At 42.7% G+C, this 23,056-nt stretch carries 15 protein-coding genes; all 15 read right to left on the reverse strand.

Features of this window, described 5'->3' with window-relative positions; all coding sequences use genetic code 11:
• Positions 1 to 6: 6 nt before the first annotated feature.
• A complete protein-coding gene (locus tag ACJ8HN_RS09975; RefSeq protein ID WP_442523351.1) occupies positions 7 to 1,779 on the reverse strand; it encodes a type I secretion system permease/ATPase in 1,773 nt (590 codons plus the stop codon).
• Between the two features lie 389 nt (positions 1,780 to 2,168).
• A complete protein-coding gene (locus tag ACJ8HN_RS09980) occupies positions 2,169 to 5,174 on the reverse strand; it encodes a beta strand repeat-containing protein (RefSeq protein WP_442523352.1) in 3,006 nt (1,001 codons plus the stop codon).
• 1,380 nt (positions 5,175 to 6,554) lie between these two features.
• A complete protein-coding gene (locus ACJ8HN_RS09985; protein WP_442523354.1) occupies positions 6,555 to 8,384 on the reverse strand; it encodes a hypothetical protein in 1,830 nt (609 codons plus the stop codon).
• A gap of 67 nt (positions 8,385 to 8,451) precedes the next feature.
• A complete protein-coding gene (locus ACJ8HN_RS09990) occupies positions 8,452 to 9,618 on the reverse strand; it encodes a hypothetical protein (protein WP_051917650.1) in 1,167 nt (388 codons plus the stop codon).
• Between the two features lie 56 nt (positions 9,619 to 9,674).
• Positions 9,675 to 11,069 carry an undecaprenyl-phosphate glucose phosphotransferase gene (gene wcaJ, locus ACJ8HN_RS09995; protein ID WP_442523561.1) on the reverse strand — a complete coding sequence of 465 codons (1,395 nt, stop codon included), beginning with the start codon at positions 11,067 to 11,069 and terminating at the stop codon, positions 9,675 to 9,677.
• A 156-nt stretch (positions 11,070 to 11,225) separates the two neighbouring features.
• On the reverse strand, positions 11,226 to 12,320 hold the full coding sequence (locus ACJ8HN_RS10000) for a glycosyltransferase (protein ID WP_442523356.1): 1,095 nt from the start codon (positions 12,318 to 12,320) through the stop codon (positions 11,226 to 11,228).
• A 19-nt stretch (positions 12,321 to 12,339) separates the two neighbouring features.
• Complete coding sequence (locus ACJ8HN_RS10005; RefSeq protein ID WP_342181056.1) at positions 12,340 to 13,392, reverse strand: glycosyltransferase family 4 protein; 1,053 nt, start codon at positions 13,390 to 13,392, stop codon at positions 12,340 to 12,342.
• Between the two features lie 55 nt (positions 13,393 to 13,447).
• Positions 13,448 to 14,566 carry a glycosyltransferase gene (locus ACJ8HN_RS10010; RefSeq protein WP_442523357.1) on the reverse strand — a complete coding sequence of 373 codons (1,119 nt, stop codon included), beginning with the start codon at positions 14,564 to 14,566 and terminating at the stop codon, positions 13,448 to 13,450.
• Between the two features lie 43 nt (positions 14,567 to 14,609).
• Positions 14,610 to 15,626, reverse strand: coding sequence for a polysialyltransferase family glycosyltransferase (locus ACJ8HN_RS10015; protein ID WP_442523359.1), 1,017 nt, complete (start codon positions 15,624 to 15,626; stop codon positions 14,610 to 14,612).
• A gap of 52 nt (positions 15,627 to 15,678) precedes the next feature.
• Positions 15,679 to 16,185, reverse strand: a complete 507-nt coding sequence (locus tag ACJ8HN_RS10020) for an acyltransferase (RefSeq protein WP_072008442.1) — start codon at positions 16,183 to 16,185, stop codon at positions 15,679 to 15,681.
• On the reverse strand, positions 16,182 to 17,420 hold the full coding sequence (locus ACJ8HN_RS10025) for an oligosaccharide flippase family protein (protein WP_442523360.1): 1,239 nt from the start codon (positions 17,418 to 17,420) through the stop codon (positions 16,182 to 16,184). Before ACJ8HN_RS10025 ends, ACJ8HN_RS10020 begins: the two co-directional genes overlap by 4 nt.
• Positions 17,421 to 19,661 carry an N-acetylneuraminate synthase family protein gene (locus ACJ8HN_RS10030; RefSeq protein ID WP_164025168.1) on the reverse strand — a complete coding sequence of 747 codons (2,241 nt, stop codon included), beginning with the start codon at positions 19,659 to 19,661 and terminating at the stop codon, positions 17,421 to 17,423.
• A gap of 3 nt (positions 19,662 to 19,664) precedes the next feature.
• Positions 19,665 to 20,354, reverse strand: coding sequence for an acylneuraminate cytidylyltransferase family protein (locus ACJ8HN_RS10035; RefSeq protein WP_033637742.1), 690 nt, complete (start codon positions 20,352 to 20,354; stop codon positions 19,665 to 19,667).
• A 99-nt stretch (positions 20,355 to 20,453) separates the two neighbouring features.
• Positions 20,454 to 22,607: a tyrosine-protein kinase Wzc gene (wzc, locus tag ACJ8HN_RS10040; RefSeq protein ID WP_342181062.1), complete on the reverse strand. Its 2,154-nt coding sequence runs from the start codon at positions 22,605 to 22,607 to the stop codon at positions 20,454 to 20,456.
• A 12-nt stretch (positions 22,608 to 22,619) separates the two neighbouring features.
• Positions 22,620 to 23,054, reverse strand: coding sequence for an arsenate reductase/protein-tyrosine-phosphatase family protein (locus tag ACJ8HN_RS10045; RefSeq protein ID WP_072008443.1), 435 nt, complete (start codon positions 23,052 to 23,054; stop codon positions 22,620 to 22,622).
• Positions 23,055 to 23,056: the final 2 nt, after the last annotated feature.

Here is a 23,056-nt window from a genome sequence, read left to right on the forward strand (position 1 = left end):
CACGGCTTAATTAATTTGCGTTTTCGGGATATTGCCTTCATCCGGCTCGGAATTTACCGCCCTCACCGCTTGCTGAGGCGGTTGCGCCTGCGCTTTTTGCGCATTGGCTAACGCCTGAAGCACTTGTTGAGTCGGGCCGAATGCGTTGACGTTGCCATTTACCAGGAGCAACAGCTTGCTGGTCATCGACAGCAAATTGGTGCGATGGGTAATCAGAACCACCGTTTTATTACGTTGCTTGAGGAACATAATGGCCTGGTTCAACGCTTTCTCGCCCGCATCATCCAGGTTGGAGTTAGGCTCATCCAAAACCACCAGCGAAGGGTCGCCATACAATGCGCGCGCCAGGCCGATACGCTGTTTCTGTCCGCCGGACAGCCCAGCGCCACCGTTGCCGAGCACCGAATCGTAGCCGTTAGGGAAACGCAGGATCAGTTCGTGCACGCCGGCCAGCTTGGCGGCTTCAATGACTTTCTCTGAGTCAATATCGTTAAAGCGGGCGATATTCTCGGCGATAGTCCCGGCAAACAGCTCAATGTCCTGTGGCAGATAGCCGATATACGGCCCCAACTCATCCTTGTTCCACTGATAGATGTCGGCATTATCCAACCGAACAATCCCTTCACTGACCGGCCAAATGCCGACCAGCAAACGCGCCAGCGTCGATTTCCCCGACGCGCTCGGGCCAATGATCCCCAGCACGTCACCGGGCTGGATGGAAAAACTCACGTTATGCAATACCGCATCGCCTTGGGATCCCGGCGGCGTGGCGGTGACGCCTTCTACGGCCAGCACCCCTTCCGGGCGCGGCAAGGACATGCCGGTACCCCGTTGCGGATGCGTTTCCAGCAGCTTGACCAACCGGCCATAAGAAAGCTTCGCCGCGCTGTAGCTCTTCCAGACGTTAATAACCTGCTCAATCGGCGCCAGGGTTCGCCCCATCAGAATGGAACCGGCGATCATCATACCGGGCGTGATGTGCCCATCGATCGCCAGCCAGCCCCCCAGCCCCAGCACCAATGATTGCAGCGACATGCGCACAAACTTGGTGATCGACGTGACCCGCGATGCGCGTTCGCTGGCGATGCGCTGACTGTTCAAGAACCGCTGGTGCAGACCGAACCACCGGCGTTTCAGGTTGGGCAACATCCCCAAAGCTTCGATCACTTCGGCATTGCGCAGATTGGTGCTGGCCAGCGTCCCGGACATAATCGACAGCTTGCTGGCTTCCGCCAGCGGCTTTTTCGACACCATTTCGTTGATCACCGCCAATGCGATCAGCAACAGCGCACCGACCAGAGCGAAAAGCCCCAACCAAGGGTTAAAGAGGAATATCACCAACAGATAGATTGGAAACCACGGCGCATCAAAGAAGGCGAACAGCGCGCTGCCGGTGAGGAATTGGCGCAGATTGGTCAAATCGCTCAGCATCTGGCCGGCATCAGACGAGCCGTTTTTCAGATTCGCCTCGTAGGCCGCGGTATAGACTCGCGTGTTGAGCCGCATATCCAGCTGGCTGCCGATGCGGATCACCACCATGCTGCGCACGTATTCCAACAGCGACATCATGCCGAACATGCCCAGCATGATCAGCGTCAGCATCAACAGCGTGATTTCATTGCGAGAAGGAAGCACCCGGTCATAAACCTGGAGCATATAGATAGAAGGAACTAGCATTAATAAATTAATAAATGCGGTAAATATGCCAACGGTCCAGAAAACCTTGCTGCGAGTCCGTATAACATCCGCAATTTCATTGCGCGGTATAAATTGATTCACTTTCTGCCCTTACATCATGTGCACTGTCAGTCAAAATCCGCATTGGACTCTTATAAGGAAAATCCTAAAAAGGGAAAAATAAAATAAATCCTAAAGAACCCCACCCCAGACATGCTCGAGACTGCAGATACTTTTCCTAACTATAGGTAGAGAAAGCGGATACCAGCAAGGCCGTAAGCAAAAAAAATCGCATCACAAACCACAGAAAAAAACAAATGAAAACAGTGGGGTAAATAATAGGCGGGGCAAAGCGGGTTTAGTACGAAAGGGAATAAATTAGAGATAATGACGTAGTTCACAAATTTCAAAGAATACGGGGTGTTTATACACCCCGTATTATTTATTGACTAACAGTTTCAATGGGAATTATAACCCACTGGAATTCATACTTACGCGTAGTGCAGCGTATCCACCAATTGCTGGTGGTTTTGCCCAGTCAGGTATACCACGGTATCGTTGAGGTCCAGCGAGTGGTTATCGTTGTTGTCGATAATCACGTAAGAGCTGGCAGTGTTACCGCCACCGCTGAATACAACGGATGCCACACCCACTTTCGACGTCAGCGAGTTGCTGCTATCCAGGCCAAGAATACCGCCCAGCAGGCCGATAACGCCATTGGTCAAACCGCCCACCAGTGTCCCCAACAATGCATCCAACGTGTCGGCAGAACGTGTACCGTAGTTCGCTACCGCGGTGCCGCTGGCGTCATCGGAGATAGTCAGGCCGCCATGGTTCACGTCGACAATCGAGTCCTTGAGGCTATTAAAGTCCTTGATGGTCACACCCGCCTGCGTGTTACTGGCCTTGATGTCGTAGGTGTTGGCACCTGCGCCGCCGGTCAGCGTGGTGTTGCCAATCACGCCCAGAGTATCGGCAGCACTGGTACCTTCTACGGTCATTTGGTAACCGTTCAGGCCCAACGCCGTCAACACCGGTGCCAACAGGTTGGTGGTGACAACGCTCAGCGGCAGAATGTTCAGCAACTGAATGATGATACCGTCACCGGTACCGCCATGGCTGGAGTCGAGATTCAGCCCCGCGGTATTGGTGGACGCATTGATATCACGCACGTTGCTGAAACCGCTGCCCACCGTCAGATCCAGCGCGTGATCACCGGTCACGTTGATGGTCTGAACCTGCGCATTGGTGCCGGCCAATGACAGAATATTGTCAAAGCTGCCGGTACCGCCCGAGGCCACGTTAACCGTGGTCAGAGCGGTGCCCAACAAGGCGCTGCTGCTGCTGTTGAGAGTGATGGCGCCGGCATTCACGTTGGCAGAACTCACCGCATCGAAGTTGATATTGAAGTGATCGGTGGCGTTCTGGACAAAGGTGAAGTTCAGCGTACTGGCAGCGGTCGCGTCCCCTTTCACTGCCAACTGCGCGGCGTTGCCGCCGGCGGCGTTGATGACGTTGACGTTAGCCAGACCGGAGACCACAAACCCCTGTGTGCCCAGATTGGTGGCCGCTGCGTTCTGCGTAACCGTGCCGCCGGTGGTGCCTTCGACCGTGGACGTGCCGTTGGTCAGGCCAAAGTCAAAGGTGTTGTTTGGCGTGGTCACGCTGGTGGTAGTCGGTGAACCGATCAGCGGCGTCGTAATCAGCGTGCCGACAGACTTGCCGATATAGCCGGTCAGGTCGATCTGCTCGAAGTTCGAGAAGTTGTTGGCGTTGCTGGTCACGGTGCTGGTACGAACGCCCAAGGCGTTTTGGTTGGTCACCACGGTTTTGGTGATGAAGTTGGCGGAGATGGAGTCCGTACCCGCGCCGCCATTAGCGGAGATGCCGGCGCCGACGGTGTTGGCTGCGCCGGTTGCCGCATTCCCCGCCCATTTCAGCGAGTCGTTGCCGTTGCCAAGGTTAAAGTCGCCGGTGCCCGTGGCGATATTGGCCGTCGACGTTACGATGACATCATCATTCCCGGAACTGGCGTTCAGAATCACGTTGCCATTGTTAACGGTAATATCGACACCAGGGTTAACCCCGTTGTCAGACAGGTTGACCGTTGCTGCACTGGTGCCGTTGATGGTCAGATTCGCCAGGTGGTCGGCGAACTTCAGGTTCACGATGCTGGCGGCATTGGCGTTCAGTTGCACATCCGTCAACACTGCCGTTTCGGCATTGCTAATTTGGTGAGATGCGCCTGTGTTGACGGTGCCCGTCGCGTTGCCGCCGGCGGCCGTTGCCGTCAGAGACGCCGCGGTTTTGTACAGCAGGCTGGTACCGATGTCGAACTCGAAACCATGTTGCTGGGTTACAGTAATATTATCTGTAGCCGTCGAGTTACGCAGATCGTTGATAATAGCCTGAGTAATAAGTGCCTTATCAGATCCTAACGAGCTATACACCAAAAGCTGCGCGGCTGTAGCAGCTACACCATGTACCCCAGTGTAAACATGTTGTATAAAGTCATCACCCGTTAGTTGGGCACCTTTCTTCTGAAACTCGCTTGATTTCAATATGGTCCCAATAAATCCTTTATAAGTCATCGCTCCTTTCGATAAATACTTACTCCAATCATCTAATCCACGAGCATCAATATCACGCTGCGGAACTGCAAGATAAACTGCAGAAACCTGCTCTTGATAACTTAATGAAGGCAGTTGCCCTGGCTGATAGCTGATAGTCGCGCTATTGAAATGTTGCTGCGCGGTAGTATCGCCTGAAGCAACAGTACCACGAAGAGAATCAATCACTTGAATCAGAACTTCTGCACGAGAAGTCCCTCCAGTCAGTTCAGTGACATAGTTAGATAATTCGGTCGCAGAGGGAGACCTTTCGTAACCCCATTTAAATAAACGAATCACATAATCGGTATTGCTAAGAGAAGTCAGATTTGCAGAGAAAATTATTTCTTGCGCTACCTGGACGAAGGTTTTCGTACCGGCATTAATGGCCGCTCCATAGTTGTTTATGCCAAGTGCAGATTGAGCCGCCCCAGTAACATAATAGATAGCCTGCACGTCTGAGGCGCCTTGCCCAAGGGCAGCGGCGCTTACCGACGGGAACAGAACAGCATTTACTTGCTGATCAAGACTAGCCTGCGCAGCGGATAGAGTAGAGTCAAATCCCGAATAATCAAGAACCTGATTTACAACTTTAGCCATTGCCTCGGCAAGAGTACTACCCGTCAGGTAATCTTGCAAAGTTGAGGTGGGTGCAGCAGAGCCAAAAATTTTTGTATAAACAATTTGTAAAGCATTTAAATCTGATAAACCGTTAAAGAGGGCTACACCATCCGCAGAAGTCAATAAAGTAGTAACATATGCTGAGGCAGATAGTTCACCTCGCTGCAATTGCGCACCTATTGAGTCGAACGTAGCGTGTGACGCGCTTTTCCCTAAAACAGCGTATAAAATAGCTGCTGCTTCTTTCTGATACGCTAATGAAGCCATGATTCCCCCCTTAGAGGACTAACTTGAGAAGCCATAAAAAAATCGGAAGCATAAAAGAGATATAACTCATTAATAATGCAGCTAAAAATGCATTCCGACTGGTTATACCCAAACAAAGACAGCAAAGCTGTCTGAATTAAAAGAAAGGATAAGATTCAGGTTATGTCAAGGCAGACGGCGAAAGGTTTTAGCAAACAAAAACCATATAGTTAACATGGATAATGTTTTTCTCACAAAATTCCTAAACAAGAAAAATCTATAAAAACACTGAGATCACATAAAAAAACAAAATAGTTATAAATAAAATAAATTATAATGCTTTTAATAAGCAATTAAAACTGTAGCAACACTACAAATACACCAAAAAAACTGAGCATCAACATCCTGAAGTCAGCACAATGCATTACCTCTAAAAGACTTTCACACAAGTTATATTCTGGATATAGAATAGAGATAAGTCATAACTTCAACTGAAAATAGGTAGCAGGGAAATAATTAGCTATAACCAAAAAATACAATATTATAATCTCGAGGTGTAAACACAGAACTCAATGAAAAATAAATTTGACCTCCCCCATGTCGTTACAAGGGGTCAAACTGTGCCGAGAATATATTTTCTCGATGACATAATCACTCTCGCAACTATTTAAAAATAAAAAATTCCGGTCTCCGCCTGTTACCAAAGAGCCCCCCTTTCCCTGATAGAGGAGAGCAAACCTAAAGAGTTATATAAATAATTTATGAATGAATTTTGTCATCAGCTTAATTACGATGAATTGTCGCTTCTCTCTAAAAGCACGCGATATATGGTATTAAATCATGAGCAGATTTTAAATAGAAATGGGGAAACAGCAAAGAATGGACGGGGAATAAGATCTTTATTAAGATGCACAATGGAGGGAGTAAAAGAAATAAGTCGCAAACGGTAACCGACGATTCGCTTCGCATACAAAATAAACATTGAGAAATTTACGAGCAGCTCAAAAAAAGAACACCGCAGAGAGGAAATACATCATCAGCATCAAGGGAAAAACGTTATCATTGGGGATAGATAAGTAACAGGAAAGATGTTATTTCTTACGAGGGAGGGAGGGAGGGGGAGGAATAGCGCCTATCAATTTCGATATAGGGGTACACGAGAGAACAATGCGTTAGCAGGAACATTCTCTCGTCAAATTAACATCGGACACTCTTTAGCGATAATAAAAGGTAATAAGTCCATTAATTCAGCATACACTTAAACAAGCAGAAATCAATCGTCAACGCACTCCTTCGTAATAAATTGCATTACACGCTGCTCAACAAATAAAAAGATCATAAAGATACACAGATATATAGAGAAATTAGCTGAACATTTAATATCACTAAAAATGAAAATATTTACTCGTCTATTTTACCAAAACCCTTCCAAATCCCCGGGCTGCCAGCTTCAACACATACCCACCCCATGAAACTACCACTCTGTGGTAAGGAGTTATCGATAACATCACCAACAGAAAAGCGGCCGTTCGTTGGAGGTCCTGGCAGTAATAAGCGTCTTATCGAAGGGATAATTACGCGTGACTCTACGCCAAGAACGGTAAATCTACCGACGACATTATTATTTAGCCACATCCCATTTTTTGAACCAAATTGGACATCACCTGCAACCATGCAATCATCAATTAGCACATTCGGTACTTTTGGGTCAATAAAAACATCTCCGTCGATAATAGAAGAAATAACTCTTATCCTCAATTTCTTTGAACCAGACCTGGCAAAAAATGACTTTTTGATTCGGCAGTTTTCAAAAATAACGTCACCATCAAGGTTCGACCAGTCAATTGAATTAAAGATGCAGTCTTTAAAAATTTTAAACCCTGAGGTGGATATTGCATCAACTGTATCAATAGTTACATCTTTGAAAGTGAACTTGCTGTTCGTGCCTGTTTTTATCTTTATATTTTTCGCGGGGCTGCACCGGTGCGAATCAATATAAAACTCACCATAAACATGCTTCAAAAGATATTTAATTTCATCGCTTCCTCCGCCACTGACTTTGATCGTCCCTTTTCTCTGCATAAAAAGAGTACAGCCTTCAGTTCCAGAGACATCCCAATGCGCATTATATTCAGCATGCAAATTGACGAAATAGTTTTCTATGCCACCGGCAAAATCACAAATTGGCGAAACAGGGTTATCTTCCCATTGGCAATCATTAAAACGAAGATAATTGCAATCATCTCTTAGAGATGACATTATAACTATTGGGCTAACCAGCGTTTTAGACTCATCAAAGCCATCTTTTAAATTGGCTCGATCGCCAGATGTTCTTCCGCAATTGAAAACATCAACTTGTTCAAAAACAGAGTCTTGGCATTTGTCGATAAACAGCCCCGCACCATCAAACCCCTCCAGAGTAACCTGTTCTAGACGCATTGCATATTGATATTGCAGAAAAAAACCATGACACTTGCTCAAGTTTCCAATGAGTTGAATATTGCTAATGGATACAGCACGGAAGCCAGGACTTTTAGCAGATTTATTAGATTTCCCAGGAAAATGAAAGACACCGAAATTTTCGTAGCCTTCATTCATGCGAACATCAATGACGGTCCCCCCTTTCTTGCCAAAGCCATCTATTTTAGCCCCAGAGTCTAAAGGAAAGATAATAGGTGTTTTAACTACTAGCTTTCCTCTCGGCAAAACGATTTTACGATTGCTGGAAAAATTAATAGCACGAGTAATCGCCGGTCCATTATCATCTTGTGTGTCGCTGATCCCAAAATAACTGCCTAAAATAGGTTCATCGTTTGAAAACACTCTTTTCCAACGCTTACCATCATCTGTAACAATTACCATTCCCCCATCATCAGGAGAAGTATTGTCATCAGCATCATAATAGAACTCCCCACCTCCAGAATGTTGAGATTGCACGGACGGCTTATGGTTAGCAACTACGCTTCTCATCACGGAATTAACTGCAGTAGTACCTTGTGATGGATAATAGCTGAGTACATTTACCCGTTGACCAGGACTGATTGGAGAAAGTTTCTTTAAGCTACCAATATCAGGACAATTACTAGCTAAGGATTCGGTACTTGCATTTTTTATCGAATTATCAGCAAAGGCATTTTCTGTCCTTGCGATAGCAGCAATGGAAGCCAATGCCATAACGATACCGTTCTTTAGTGATTCTCGCTTAGAAAAATCAGGACTAATTTTCTTCATTTTCTGCCTCCAGAATAAATTTATTGATCTTGTTCCCAGAGAGAAACCACCATATTAACAAGCAGCTTTAAATGAGATCACTCTTATTCTTAGTGTGATTTGAGTATATGTAATAATAAGTAAGTATTATAAAACTATCAACAGTGAAAAATGTTACAGTGGCAGTAAAAAGCACCAAAATAACAACATCATAACTATCTAATTTCAAATACATACAGAAAAATACTATTGCGATGAGACCAATAACCCCCATCTCCATAGTAACACCTAGAAGCCCCACATTTGGCTTGAAACCAAATCCACCTAAATAATCAACAATAGGCTGATAATTGGTAAAACATTCGTATTCTTTTCCACACCCAATTAAGAAACTCGGTACGTTCATATTTAAAACTAAATATGATGCAGAAAAGCGATGTGCTATAGATTGATTTTCGTAGAAAAAGGCAGGAATCCCGACATTAAGATAGTTTGCGATCGAAACGAAAACGACAATAAAGAGTGAAAAAGTGAGCACAACAGGGATTTTAGCTAATATACGCCGAAAAGGATAAACAGCTGCTATAAGGAACAGTATAACTGAGGCCTTAGACAAACTGAAAATATAACCTAATGCAAATAATACAATCTCCCAAGCCTTTAGCTTAAAATCTCTTAGTCTTATCATAAACGAGATGATTAATAGGGAAACAAAAAAACCAGCCTCTCGAGATAACCCAGACATTCTTGGCAACAGAAAAACTTCATATTGGTTAGTAAAAGTTTTGGTTGCATAGTCGCCCCATATTGCAATCGATATTGCCTTTGGCCCTATTGCAGCAGAATAGTTTGTACCAGCGAACTCATATAATGAAAACTGTAAAATACACCAAATAACAGAAATAAGCATACAGACATATATTTTACTAAAAACTGGCTTTCCTATTTTGTGAATATATGCAACACCCAATACTAGAGCAAATGTCTTAACGACTAAATCATACCGCCAAAATGCTAGGCACAAGACAGTCCACACACAAAAACACAGTAATATTTTTAAAGATACTGTAGACAACTTTCTTATAAATTCATAATCCATGAAAACCAGAGGAATCCAAAGATATAAAGTCACATCACCGACGTAAGGATTGAAAGGTGTAGCGATGAAAAAAAATGCAATCCCCCATCTCAGAATATTTAGGAAGAGTCTTTCCTTTTCGCTACTATCAACGATAGTGTGTGTTGTAATACTCATTGATTTTTGCTCTCATGAAGAAAATTTTCTTATAATATACTAACCATTAATCACAATCAATAAGCCGATTTATTTATAAACCCTTTAAAGACCGTAAGAAATATAATTCGGATATCGAACCAAACGCTCCAATTCCTAATATAATCGAGATCATATTCAACTCGACTTTGCATCTTGTCTAGAGTGTCCGTTTCACCTCGCCATCCATTTATCTGGGCCCAGCCAGTGATTCCTGGTTTAACTTTATGACGAAGCATATAGCCTTTAATTAGCTTTCTGTATTGCTCATTATGCGCGACAGCATGTGGGCGAGGTCCAACAATCGACATGTCCCCCATCAACACATTTATAAATTGCGGAAGTTCATCAAGCGATGTCCGACGTAAGAAAGCACCAACGGCAGTAACCCGAGCATCACCTTTTTTTGCCTGAACAACTTTATCTCCATTTTCCATAACGCTCATGGATCTAAACTTCCAAACCATTATAGATTTCCCATCCATGCCATAACGTCTCTGCTTGAAAATAATCGGGCCTGGAGACGTGAACTTAACAGACATCGCAATCAATAAAAGAACAGGGGAAATAAATATTAATATTGCAAGCGAAAGTATAATATCCTCTACACGCTTTATTATTTTATTGACACCGCTGATTGGTGTATCAAAAAGAGAAACTACAGAAACACCATTTATTTCTTCGCTACGCGACTGTAGAATATTAAAAGTAAAAACATCTGGTATAAGCATTACCGAGCAAGTTGTATCAGATAATTCAGCTACAGTATCCTTGATTAAACGTTCTTGCTCCATTGGCATCGCAATATAAATTCTATCAATCCGTCCATCTTTTGCGTCTCTGATAAGTTGCTCTAAATCACCACATTTTCCGACTTTCGTGTCGATAGAGTTACATGCGTCATCATATATTCCAAGGACTTTGAAGCCCATCCAATGAGCATCATTTAAAGTTTCGGCTAACTTGATACCAACAGGGAGCGATCCCATGATCGCAACATTGCGGGTGTTAAACCCGAGATTTCGCATATAACCAAGCAATAAACGAATAATCGAGCGAGAAACTATCAAACCACAACATGCCAAGAGGTACCACTCAGCATATAGCGTTAAATCACTATAAAAACCATCGATAAAAGATATAAGACCAACAGTTAATAAAACACTTAAAGACCAGTTTTTTATGATGAGTTGGATCTCTAAGGTAACACGGACTCCACGCCACGAGCGGTAAAACTCGGTTATCCCACCTACCATTTGAAATATGACGATTGATATCAATACTACAACCCAGTACTCCATGGTAAATACATTGCCTGACAGCTTGCATGCCCAATAAAGACAGAAACTTATAATAGCAATGTCTGAAAACCGCTGTATCATTGAAGTTAGCGAAGCATTAGACTGTAGAGCACCACGACGAAAACCATTCATAGCTGTTTGCCTATTAACCAACATAGTATAACTCCTGCCCAGTACCTGCCAGATTAAAAATATAATTTTTATAAAACAGAAGAATACATTATATATCAGGAGAATCGCGTTCAACTTTCCTATTCCAGGAAAAATATCTTTGTTGCACTTTAAATATCATGCACCAAGATCAAGGTATACTTTTTTAGTTGCCTCAATCATCTTGTCCGCGGTAAATTTCTTACTGAACGTCTCTATTGCGGCATTCCCCATTCTCTGCCACTCCTCTCTTGATGTACTTTCGAGTATATGACATAGCTCCTCCGTTTGCTCAGGAGAAAATAGCCGGCCATTTATGTGATCTTCAACAACCTCCGGGAAAGAACTACAGTTACTCGCTAAAATAGGTAATCCATAGCTCATTGCTTCTAACGGAACCATTGCAAAACCTTCCCATCGACTTGGTATTAGCAATACATCAGCACGACAGAAATGTGGTGCCAATTGTTCAGCGGATAACCAGCCGGCATACGTCGTCTGCGGTAGATCTTGAATATTATCATTCTCATTTTCAAGCACAAAGTCGCCGACAACTGTCAAATGGAATGCTTTACCTTCTAATTGGTGCATAGCTTTGGATAAAATATCAAAACCTTTTTGGTAGTCGAAGCGGCCAACAAAAAGCAGCTGAATAAGCTCATTACCCTCAGGGGAATTGACTTTTTTGACGTAATTTTTATTACTCGGAACGCCATTATGAACGACGACCAATTTATTTTCATTAAGCCCTGCATCAACAGCCATTTTTTTTTCACAATGGCTGACACAAATAACAACATCAGTTATAGGAAGCAATGCTTTTTCGATGACGGTATATATACGTGATTTAAAACGAGATACAGTCATCATAAATGCGAAAGCATGCGGGCAATATATTACTTTTGGCCGATAAATTGGCCATAATAAAATTAATGACAATCGCCCTAAAGCACCAGCAAAACTACTATGTAAATGAACCACCTCTGGTCGATGCTTTAATACAACCCCCGTAAATATAAAGAAAAACTGTAGAAAACCTCGAATCCCACGCCCTAATCGAGGAAAAGGTTTTATCGACCTCGAGTCGACACCATATAATTCTGAAACCTGATCGGCAGGAACTAAGCAACAGATTTTGTCCTGCCCTATATCAGCAATCTGACTTTTGGCTAACTGACGAAGGACCGTAGCCACTCCCCCTTTGATTGTTTCTGCCGCATGAAGAACTCTCATCACCCCCCCCCAATAATATTTATTCTAAATATTGTGATATTATTTTATTAACTGCTTGTGCCGATTTCTCCCATGAGAAGCGACGTGTGTTTTCAAAACCCAGTCTTATGAGCTCCTCGCGGACTGTATCATTGCCAATGATAGTTTCCATTGCTTTAGCGATTTCATCAATTTTGTAAGGATCAAAATACAAAGCACTCGTCCCCAAAACCTCAGGAATCGACGCGGAGGAAGACGCTATAACTGGACACCCGCAAGATTGAGCCTCAAGAGGAGGGATCCCAAACCCTTCATAGAAAGATGGGAAAACAAATGCTGTTGCATTCTGGTATAATTTAACAAGTTCCAGATCATCGACGCGCCCCAAAAATTCTATATTTGAATTAGTATTCTCGGCATTCGCATACATCTGCTTATTGAAGTTATCAGCAGAACGACCAATAATCTTTAATTTAATTTCAATTTTATCGTCTAACATGGCAAAGGCTTTTAACATGCCATGAAAATTTTTATGGTAATTAGGGGAGGATACGGCAAGAAGGTATTTTTCTTGTTTACCTGAGTCAATCGATTTAAAATTTGCAGATGACGCATTATAAACCACTGATATTTTTTCTTTTTCAACATTGAAAGCTTTGGCTATCTCACCTTTAGAAAACTCACTGACCGTAATAATTTTTCTGCTATTTTTTAGCATGATTGGAATAATCAAGTTGTAAATATAACGGAACTGTCTAGAAAAGCTCTCAGGATATCTTTTGTAGGTGATATCGTGATGTGTGACTATTTGATTCCTATAGAATAAGGGAGCAGTACTGCACAGGTTAAGTAACGGCGGAGAGCCAATACTTTTGAGATATTTAGGGAGATCGATTTGTTCCCACAAATGACCATGTTTTTTTCCAATCACCTTGATTTCAAAAGACGGATCAATCTCAATCTTAAATTTCTCGTCAGGAACGAGGAAAACAATATCGTTTCTGATTCCATTCAAACTTCGAGATATCTGTTCTGCAAAACGTTGCACGCCCGTCATATCTTGCGTAAGAAATCTTGCATTAATATAAATCATTAACGGCACCAATTATTAATCATTATAGGGAGACATTTTAATATAAAAGCTAACATCAATATAGCTCGGTATATTTTTCTGCAATATGTTTTATATCAAAGTCCCGCACCGGATTTATATCAAATGTAGGATGCGTCATAAGATAGTCAATATTAAAGTCTTGAATGGGGTATATATTATGATAAAATTTAGCTATTTCCGCAACCCCAGCAGTAAAATTAGTATAAACAATTTTCCCTGCATTGGCAGACTCAGCAACTGCCCGCCCAAATGGCTCATTCCATTTGTTAGGCAGAACAACAACATCGACCGATGCCATAAAATCTTCTACCTTAATAAAACCCATCGTCTTTATATTGCTGGCAGATGCTAACATCTCCAATTCGTTACCTTCCATATCATTACCGAAGCGCCCTGCAGCATAGAAATCGATACCTTTTGTATTTCTATATTTTTCAGCTAACAAACAATAATCATCAAACCCTTTGTCTCTAGTCAATCGTCCAATGAAGCCCACTCGTACATTTTCATGACCACTATCATCTTTTTTAAAATCAATATGTGAAATAGGATTATAGATATATGCATGAGCAGCGCTAATGCCAAATTTATTTGACTTATGAAGTTTAGAGATATATTCACTGATACCTACAAAACAATCAACATTTCTGCTGCAATTTTTTTTCACAGCAGAAAGAAGCTTTACACCAATACTATTAACATCAATATTATTTCCCGACTTAAACAATGTACTATTAGGATGAAAAAGATAGTAATCTCGCGTTGTATGGACTATTTTTATGTTTTCTTTTTTAGCTGCTTTCCAAACAGAAACTGAAAAGCCACTTAAGTTATTTGTATGTACAACATCGGGTTTTATCCTTGCCAACTCTTTACCAACAAGTGACATCATCCAGGGGTTGTACATGTCAATGAGATGCCATACAAGCTTCTTCAATCGCCCTTTCCTACCATTAGCGAATGGCCAGTAAATATTTTTTAGAGGGAAATAAAAAATGCGAACACCATTTAGTGTCTCTTCTAACATCTCACTATGATTGTGCAAACAAAAGACAGTCACATCGTGACCATTACTGATTAACTCCTCTGCCAGCAGTTGAACAGAAACTTCAGCACCACCGACTTTATAAGGAGCATAAAGTGTATTGATCATGACAATTTTCATAGCCTACCTATTTAAGCGTGGAAGTGTTTAATCAAAGCACCTTGTTAATCAGTTCAATATTGGCATTATTATATCGCGAATAATTATCGTATATACAGCCGACAAAAGATTTCCACTCTGGCGATAAATTAGCCTCATTGATTACGTAAGACGTTATTTTTATCTTATCCCCATAGATCATGATCAAATTGTCGTATAAAGAAGAGTAAAATCCAGCAATGGAAGACACGTTTTCTTTTTCCATTAAAGGATATACTTCGAAAGGAAAATCTAATCTTTTAACTTTAACAAGCTCTGATATTATTTTTATTTTTTCAGTCCTTTCTCTGCGATGTGGCACATAATAAAAAACAGATTCAGGTTTTGATTTTAATAAGTCTTTTATCATATTTAATGTTAATTGAATATCATCAACCGATGTTACTCCTGCCTCAAAAAGCGGCGCCCCAATAATGAACACTTTATTATTGTCACTGGGTAAGCTTGCTAGCTTTTTTTTATAATTTTCGTAACAGTGCCTTATGACAGTATCACTCTTTTTGACTTTTTCCCCAATGTTATATACGGAAAAAAATGTGATTTTTTCGAACTCATTGTTAACCATGCCAATGGATTTCAAGAATAAAGACTTAATGATTTTTCGCGGACTAATTCCCTCCTCTCGATTTATTCTTAGCGTCGCCGTCCCATCATCAAGAAGAACAATGCTTCTTTTTTTAAATTTTCCGGCTAGCATCCAGAAAACGCGCGCACGATATTCGCCCGCAATAAGAGTGACTCTGTTTTTATTTATTCCTCCACCACCAATCCCTTTAAGAGCACTTTTGATCTTTAATGAGTTTTTTAGAGTTCCTTCGACATCAATAACAACCAATTTCTTGTACTTAATCATATCCACTATGTTCATGATCTGATTATAATTAAGCGCAGAATTTTCTGTTTTTTTATTGATGATCAAGATCTCCAGACTTATGTTTTTAACATCCAAAAACTCTATTAAATTAAACGCCTGCAATGGCGATTCGATATACGCAATATAAGTATCCATAATTATTTCACCATAGCACTCATTCAATTGTTATTTAAAGCCTTCAGATATATCAGTGGAATTTTTTCTCATCACGCAACTTTATATAATGTTCAACATCTCGTTGAGAAAACACTTTTGCCGGATGTCCTCCAGCAATAGCAAACGCCGGAACATGCTTAATTACGACGCTACCTGCCTGTATGATTGCACCCTCACCAATTGTAACCCCGGGCAGAACAATCACATTGATCCCAAGCCAAACATTATCCCCGATATGCGTATCCTTAATCACATAAGTGTTATCGTAGGGAATCGCATTCCCATGATGATTGTGATTTTCTGTGATCAATACACAACCAAAACCACAGTGAAAATTATCGCCGATAGTAACACCGCCCTTTCCAACCACCGTCAAACCATTGGAGTTAAAGTTATCACCAAGTCGGGTTTTATTATTAACGATAGTTAAAAAGTTAATTTTCGGATCTTGACCACATCTTTCAGCCATTCTGATAACTTTTGAACGATAACGCTGCTTACGTAAGTTTCGCAACCATCGTTTAAGACTTGCTATCATCTTTTCCTCTCAATACTGAACTGTCGCTTGCCACAATAAAAAGTCACTGCACACGCATAAAAACTGGAAATTGCATAAACCAGGCAGAAATACTCAACTTTGATTTCTGTCATGGTGATGACAAATATACCAATCAAATGCGTTATCATCGAACCCATGGTAATAATTGAGATTAATTTATTTTTACGATAGTAAAACAGTGAGTGCGTAAAAATATAATAAATCGATAAAAATGCAGTTCCAGGCAAAAGAATGTTGAAGTAATAAATAGCGCGATTGAACTCAGCATTAAACAGATACGGGAAAGCAAATGGCAAAATAAAGAAGTAAATAATGCACGAAACGATAACCAGAGCTGTGTAACCATATTGAATGAGCTCGACCCCTCTAAAATCGTTCGCTTTAAGCTTGCGATAAATGAAAGGTTGGAACGCCTGGTTGATTACGCCGAAAAAGAGCATAACGATAGAGGTTAGCTGAAACGCCAAGCCATAAACCCCGACTACCGCCGTACTCATGTAATGCGCTATGAAGAATCTATCCACCGAGGATTTAATCCAATAACTGCCATGATGTGGCAATAGGGATACCCCGTAGCTAATGATTTCCTTATAACGCTTACGCAACTGTTGGAGCACGCTGCGTTCAACCGCTATTTTTCTGTAAACAAAGAACTCGTAGGCCAGCTGAATGCTGAAAAATGATGCCGCGATCGCTATCAAACGTTGTCCTGGCGTCGACGCTATCATTTCAAAAAGAGCGATAGTGAATAAAACGTTGAATGCGGAAAGCAAAAATTGGCCGATAGCGGCAACTTTATAGGTCTGACTAATGCGCAAATGCGATAAATTGATAAAGTTCAGCGCCTGCGCCAGAGATGCCAAAACAACCAGAAAACCGTCGCTGAAAGAAACAGAGATCTTGGTGACCAGTGTGACAATGTAGAATATAGCCACCAGTAGCGCGCTCGACGCGAAAGCCAAGGCGATGTTATCTCTGCGGAACACCAGGGAGCTCCCTTCCCCCTCCTGCATGTATTTGACCGGCAACAGACCTTGACCACTGAACGAAATGAAAATGATCAAGATCTGAATAACGGACAAATAAAGAGTCAGCGCGCCGTACCCCGACGCGCCTAGGTGTGCTGTCAAATAAGGCAATATGATGAAGCCGATGACCTTGCCGAGAATGTCCCCTACCGACAAGGCCGCAGCCCCCATAATGGCTTTACTCATTTACAGATACTTTTCCAGGAAGTTAAGCGCATGCCAGAACCCTTCCCCTTGGTTTTTGTGCCCCTGCCACACTTCAGGAATAAACTGCGCTTCCGGCGCATGACGCCGCAGATCATCAGCCAGCTCGTCAAAGTTCACATCGCCTTTACCGATCTGTACCCCTTCACCATCCACTCCCAAAGCATCAACAATATGCATATGTGCGGTGTAAGGGCCGACCTTCTGGGTAAACTCATGAAGATCCCATTGGTAGTAATTACAAGCCATCATGGAATGCGACGTGTCATAGCAGATGCGGTAGCCGTATTTCTCACAGAACGCTTTAATCTCGTCCGGATCGACAAACAGGTTATGGTAGCTTTGACCACCAAAGTGCCATGGGAACGGAGGCATCGTCTGGATGATGATTTCAACGCCTTCTTGATTGATTTCACCCAGAGCGGCGCCAATGCGTTCGTACATCGCCTGACGTGATTCTTTTGGCAAGAAACCGGTGGTATTAAAACCGCCTGCATTCACCACGATGACCGGACGCTCAGTTTTCGGGAAATATTGCTTCAACGCGCGAGTCACATCGCAGACACGCTGCAGCTGTTTGATCGAATGAGCAAGATAAACGGGATCATCCGTCGCCAGATCCAAAATATGATCGTTGGCGAACAGCTCGGGGCTATGTACCGCAAAACCGATATTTTCAGCGCCGGAGAAGAATTCTGTCAAATCGAGTTCCATATCCTGATAGCTCAGATGGAACTCGACGAAGTCCAGATTGGATTTATTCTTCAACTTGCCGTAATCGTGGTAGCGCACTGGAATGCCGAACGGACGATTGAAATCATAGTCCTTGGCTTCTATCGCCACATCATTTAGATCCGACTCATAGAAATACCCGCCTTTTTCGTGGTCACGATTGGCTTTCTTACCGACCAATTGCTCCAGATAAAGAGGCTGCAGACCCTGCCCCGGACTCTTCACTTCAACCATCTCGCGAGTGATGATTTCACCTTTTTTCAGATCGCGATTGATAATCAAACTTTTTGCCAGAGTTTCGCGGTTGATCATTTCCCCTTGGGTGATAGTACGTTCGCCGGCGTTGCCCATGGACTCTTCAACTTCGCGGATACGTACGACCATCTCTTTGAACTCAGGGGGTAACAACGACACCTTGTGGTCGTTGCCTTCCATGGATTTGTCGATGGTGAAGTGTTTTTCGATTACTCTTGCGCCCAGCGCGGTCACGGCGATCGGCACTGAAATGCCACGCTCATGGCCAGAATAGCCGACCAAGCAGCCCGTCACCTGCTGCAGACGTTTGATATAGGCCAGGTTGACGTCTTTGAACGGCGTCGGATACGTAGAGTTGCAATGCAGGATCACAAACTCGGCACCTTTCGATTTCAAGAAATCTACCGAGCTTTTGATTTCTGCTTCGCTGCACATACCGGTAGAACAAATCAGCGGTTTGCCCGTAGCGGCCAACGCGGCCAACATTTCGTGGTTAGTGAAGTCAGCGGAAGCGACCTTATAACCTTCCATGCCGTAGTTTTCCAACACTTCCAGGCTCTTCAGATCCCAAGGAGTACACAGCGGGGTCAGCCCCTTCTCCTTGCAATAATCGAACACTTCAATCAGTTCTTCATTGCTGAGCTGGAATTTTCTCAGCAGATCCAGCGTGTACTGTGCGCCAAGATCGGCGGATTTGTCTTTATCGTTGCCGCCCTTATACAAAGAGCTCAGATCGCGCATTTGGAACTTGACGCAATCGGCGCCCGCGTCAACCGCCAGGTCAACCAGATGCTTAGCCAGCTTAATATCGCCATTATGGTTGTTGCCAATTTCAGCAATAATGTAAGTCGGCGAGGTTTCCGTGATAGTGTGTTTGCCAATCGTCAGGCCTTTTTCGCTTTGCAGCGCAACGGCGACCAAACGACGATAATCATCAACCAGCGGCAGAACGTCAACGCCATTCGAAAACAGCGATTCAATCTCATTGCGTGGCGCATCCACTTTTTTATAGCGGACGTTCTGATTCATCACTTCCGACATTTCGCGGCTCAGATCGAAGTCGCCGTTAGTGATCCAACGACGGAAATCACCGTCTGAGAAAGAACCGCACAGCTTGCCGTCTTCGGTGACAACAAAAATAATGCGTTTTTTATTCGAGTTGATTTTTTCTAAGGCTTTAATGATTGATTCGGTTTCAAACACTAAAAAGTCAGATATTTTTTTCTGAATTAACATAAATTATCTCCCACTCCAATTTTTCAAAATTACTTCAACAACCGCCCAGTCCAGCATGGTGTCAATTTCAAAGCTTTCCTCTTCCGACATCTTATGCGCTACAACTTTGCCACCAAGACGATTACCGGTACTGAGGAGAATTTCGCTTTTCGTAACGTAAATTGAACCATTTTCTTTAAGTTTGATATTTTCAGGCTTAATATCTTGCCGACGCGGACGGTTTAAGTAGTCGTAATAGGCTTTCGGATTATCTTCATTTTCCCACAAGAAATGCCAAAACTCACATACGCTCAGCAGTGAATCGGCTTTCTTTTCAATAATCTTTCTGATTGCAGAATCAATCGCATCATCTTTGCGAACAGGAGAAGTAGCCTGCAACAGGACGGTATACTCAGGGTGGTAACTCTCATGTTCAGCCAACCACTCCAGCGTATGCAAAAGCGCGGGCTCAGTCGCAGCGGTATCGTTCGCCAGATGGGCCGGACGCATGAACGGGACTTCCGCGCCATATTCTCTGGCTACGGCAGCGATATCTTCACAATCTGTAGAAACAATAACACGATCAATACTCGAAGAATTTAATGCCTGCTCTATGCTCCAAGCGATTAATGGTTTACCTGCAATTTCTTTAATATTTTTTTTGGGAATACCTTTCGACCCACCCCTTGCCGGAATAATTGCAAGATTACTCATTTTTTCTCCAAATATCCTGTATTATTAATTCTTTATTGAACTAAAAGCTCCTCTATATCGAGATATCGAGGAGCTTTATTACTTTAAGAGAGGAAAAAATTACTTATACTCGTAAGCGTAGTAGCCGTAAGCGTCACCGGATTTATTTTCAACGGCATTAAGAATAACACCTTTAATCTCGGTACCATTCTGTTCGAAACGACGAATACTCACTTCAATTTCTTTCAATGAATTTATACCATGACGCGCAACAAGTAATGTTGTGCCTATGTTTCGCCCAACAATAGCTGCATCCGTAACCGCAAGGATAGGCGGCGTATCAACAAGCACTATGTCATAGTGTTCGCTTGCCCATGTTAAGAGATCGGTTAACCGTTTATGCATCAATAGCTCAGATGGGTTTGGTGGGACTTTACCCCGAGAAATAAAGTCTAGACTAGACAACTCTGTCTTTTTAATTACGCTCTCGACAGACGTTTGACCGGATAAGAAATCTGATAGCCCCATACCTAACTCACAACCTAACAGGCTATGCGCATACCCTTTACGCATATCAGCATCTATAAGGAGGACTTTTTGCCCAGCCTGTGAAACAACAGCGGCTAAGTTTAAACTTACAAACGTCTTACCGATATTCGGGCTAGCGCCACATATCATCAGCACATTATTTTTAGCTTCAATCATCGCAAAATGCAGGCTGGTACGTAGACTACGTACAGCCTCAATAGCAAGGTCTGCTGGGTTGCCTACAGCAAGCAACGAGTCAACATTAGCTTGATTCTTTCTTTGTCCCTTATTAAGGATAGAGCTATCTTTCTTCTGTTGCCATTCAGAGAGAGGAATACTCGCATACACATTAATGCCTTGCTGTTCAAGTTCCTCAGGACTTTCTATCCCTCTGTGAAGCATATTTTTCAAGACTACTACAACAACTGAAAGCACACCGCCAAATAAAGTAGCAATAATTATGATTAGCACTTTTCTCGGTTTTACCGGTTTAGGGGCAGCCTCAGCAGAGTCAATAATGCGGACGTTACCAACGGTACTGGCTTTAGTGATCGAGAGCTCTTGCTGTTTATTCAACAATTGCATATAGATTTCTTTCCCAGCATCAACATCTCGTGTTAAACGAAGTATTTCCTGCTGGGTTTGAGGCATCTTGCTAACACGTTTATTCAACTTATCTTTTTCTTGCTGCAATGTCGAGCGTTTCTCCATTAATGCTCGATATGCTGGGTGCTCTTTCGTATAAAGCTTGGATATTTCAGCCTCTTTGAAAGTAAGCTCATTTAATTGAGCTTCCACACCAACAATTGTATCAAGAACAGATTTTGCCTCTAAAGATAAATCGACAGAATCATTCTTTTGGCGAAAACTATTAAGCTTATCCTCCGCAGAATTTAAAGACTCTCTGACTAATGGCAATTGATCTTTCAGAAATGCCAAACTACGAGCGGCTTCTTCTGATTTTCTTTCTACGTTTTGCTCAAGATAATTACGGCTTATGCTATCTACAATTTTTTTAATTTGAACAGGATCATCACCATTATAACTTATAGATAAAACACCTGTGTCTTTTCCTTTATCCTCAACTGTCAGATTATCTAAAAGGTTTAATGTTGCGGACAGTTTTGACAATTTTTCAATTTCAAAAACAACTCCTGGAGCGGACTCTATTCCACTGACAAGTAGAGATATATTATCACCTGACGCCAACTGTCCCACTTGTCCTTTAAATAAAAAATCACCATTCTTTGAAATGGTATAGTTTTCTTTATCGACTACTGTCAATTCGAGATTAGCATCAGATAGCTCAGGTGGTACATTTAACCGCGATAATGCGATCTGCCCAGGTTCTTCTCCCATCAGTCTAGCCCAACCGCGTCCGAATATAGGAAAATATTTCTGATTCGCGATCGTATCTAGATGCAGATCACTTACCGTTTTACCCAAAATCATCCGTGAAGTTATCAGCTCGATTTCGGTTGACGACGCAGGCTGTGCATCAGGAAGCATTTGAGTCAGGTCATTAACAAGCGAATTACCATCGCTCCTTTCCACCTGAATTAATGCGTCGGCTCTATATATTGGAGTGGCAAAAAGACTATATAGGAGCCCCAACACACAAAACAACGTTGTGAACCCTAAAATCAACCAGCGATGATCAAAAAGGATGCTAATCAATCTGGCTAAATCTATCTCATCATTGCTTTGGCTAGCTGGAAGCTGGCCAGCTTTACTGTTGTTAGTCATGTTGTTCTCTATTCAACGGTTTAAAGCATCAGCCCATTTCTGAGCTGATTCTGCAAGCAAATTGTAGGCATATTCAAATGCCTCAGGACTTTTCCTGTAAGGATCAGGAATATCTTTTTGCCCTTGCCAGTGTGCAAAAAGCATTGTCTTCCCTCTTACTTCAGGAATGAGCCTACATACAGCATCTACATGTCCCCTTTCCATTACAAGAATGAGAGAATATTCTTGACACATACTCTTTGTAAGCTGCCGTGCCACATGACCCTCAAGAGAAATACCGTTCTTACTGGCTATCAGTGCCGCTTGATTATCAGCACTGTGCCCAGCTAAAGCATGTATACCTGCGGAGGCAATATTTTTAGCCGGACACAGTTTTTTAAGCAAAGCCTCGGCCGTCGGTGAACGGCAGATGTTGCCTACACAAACTACCAAAATGGAATCAAACATAC

Origin of the sequence: Serratia sp. CY29653 (assembly GCF_052169255.1) — a bacterium.
Classification (GTDB): domain Bacteria; phylum Pseudomonadota; class Gammaproteobacteria; order Enterobacterales; family Enterobacteriaceae; genus Serratia; species Serratia sarumanii.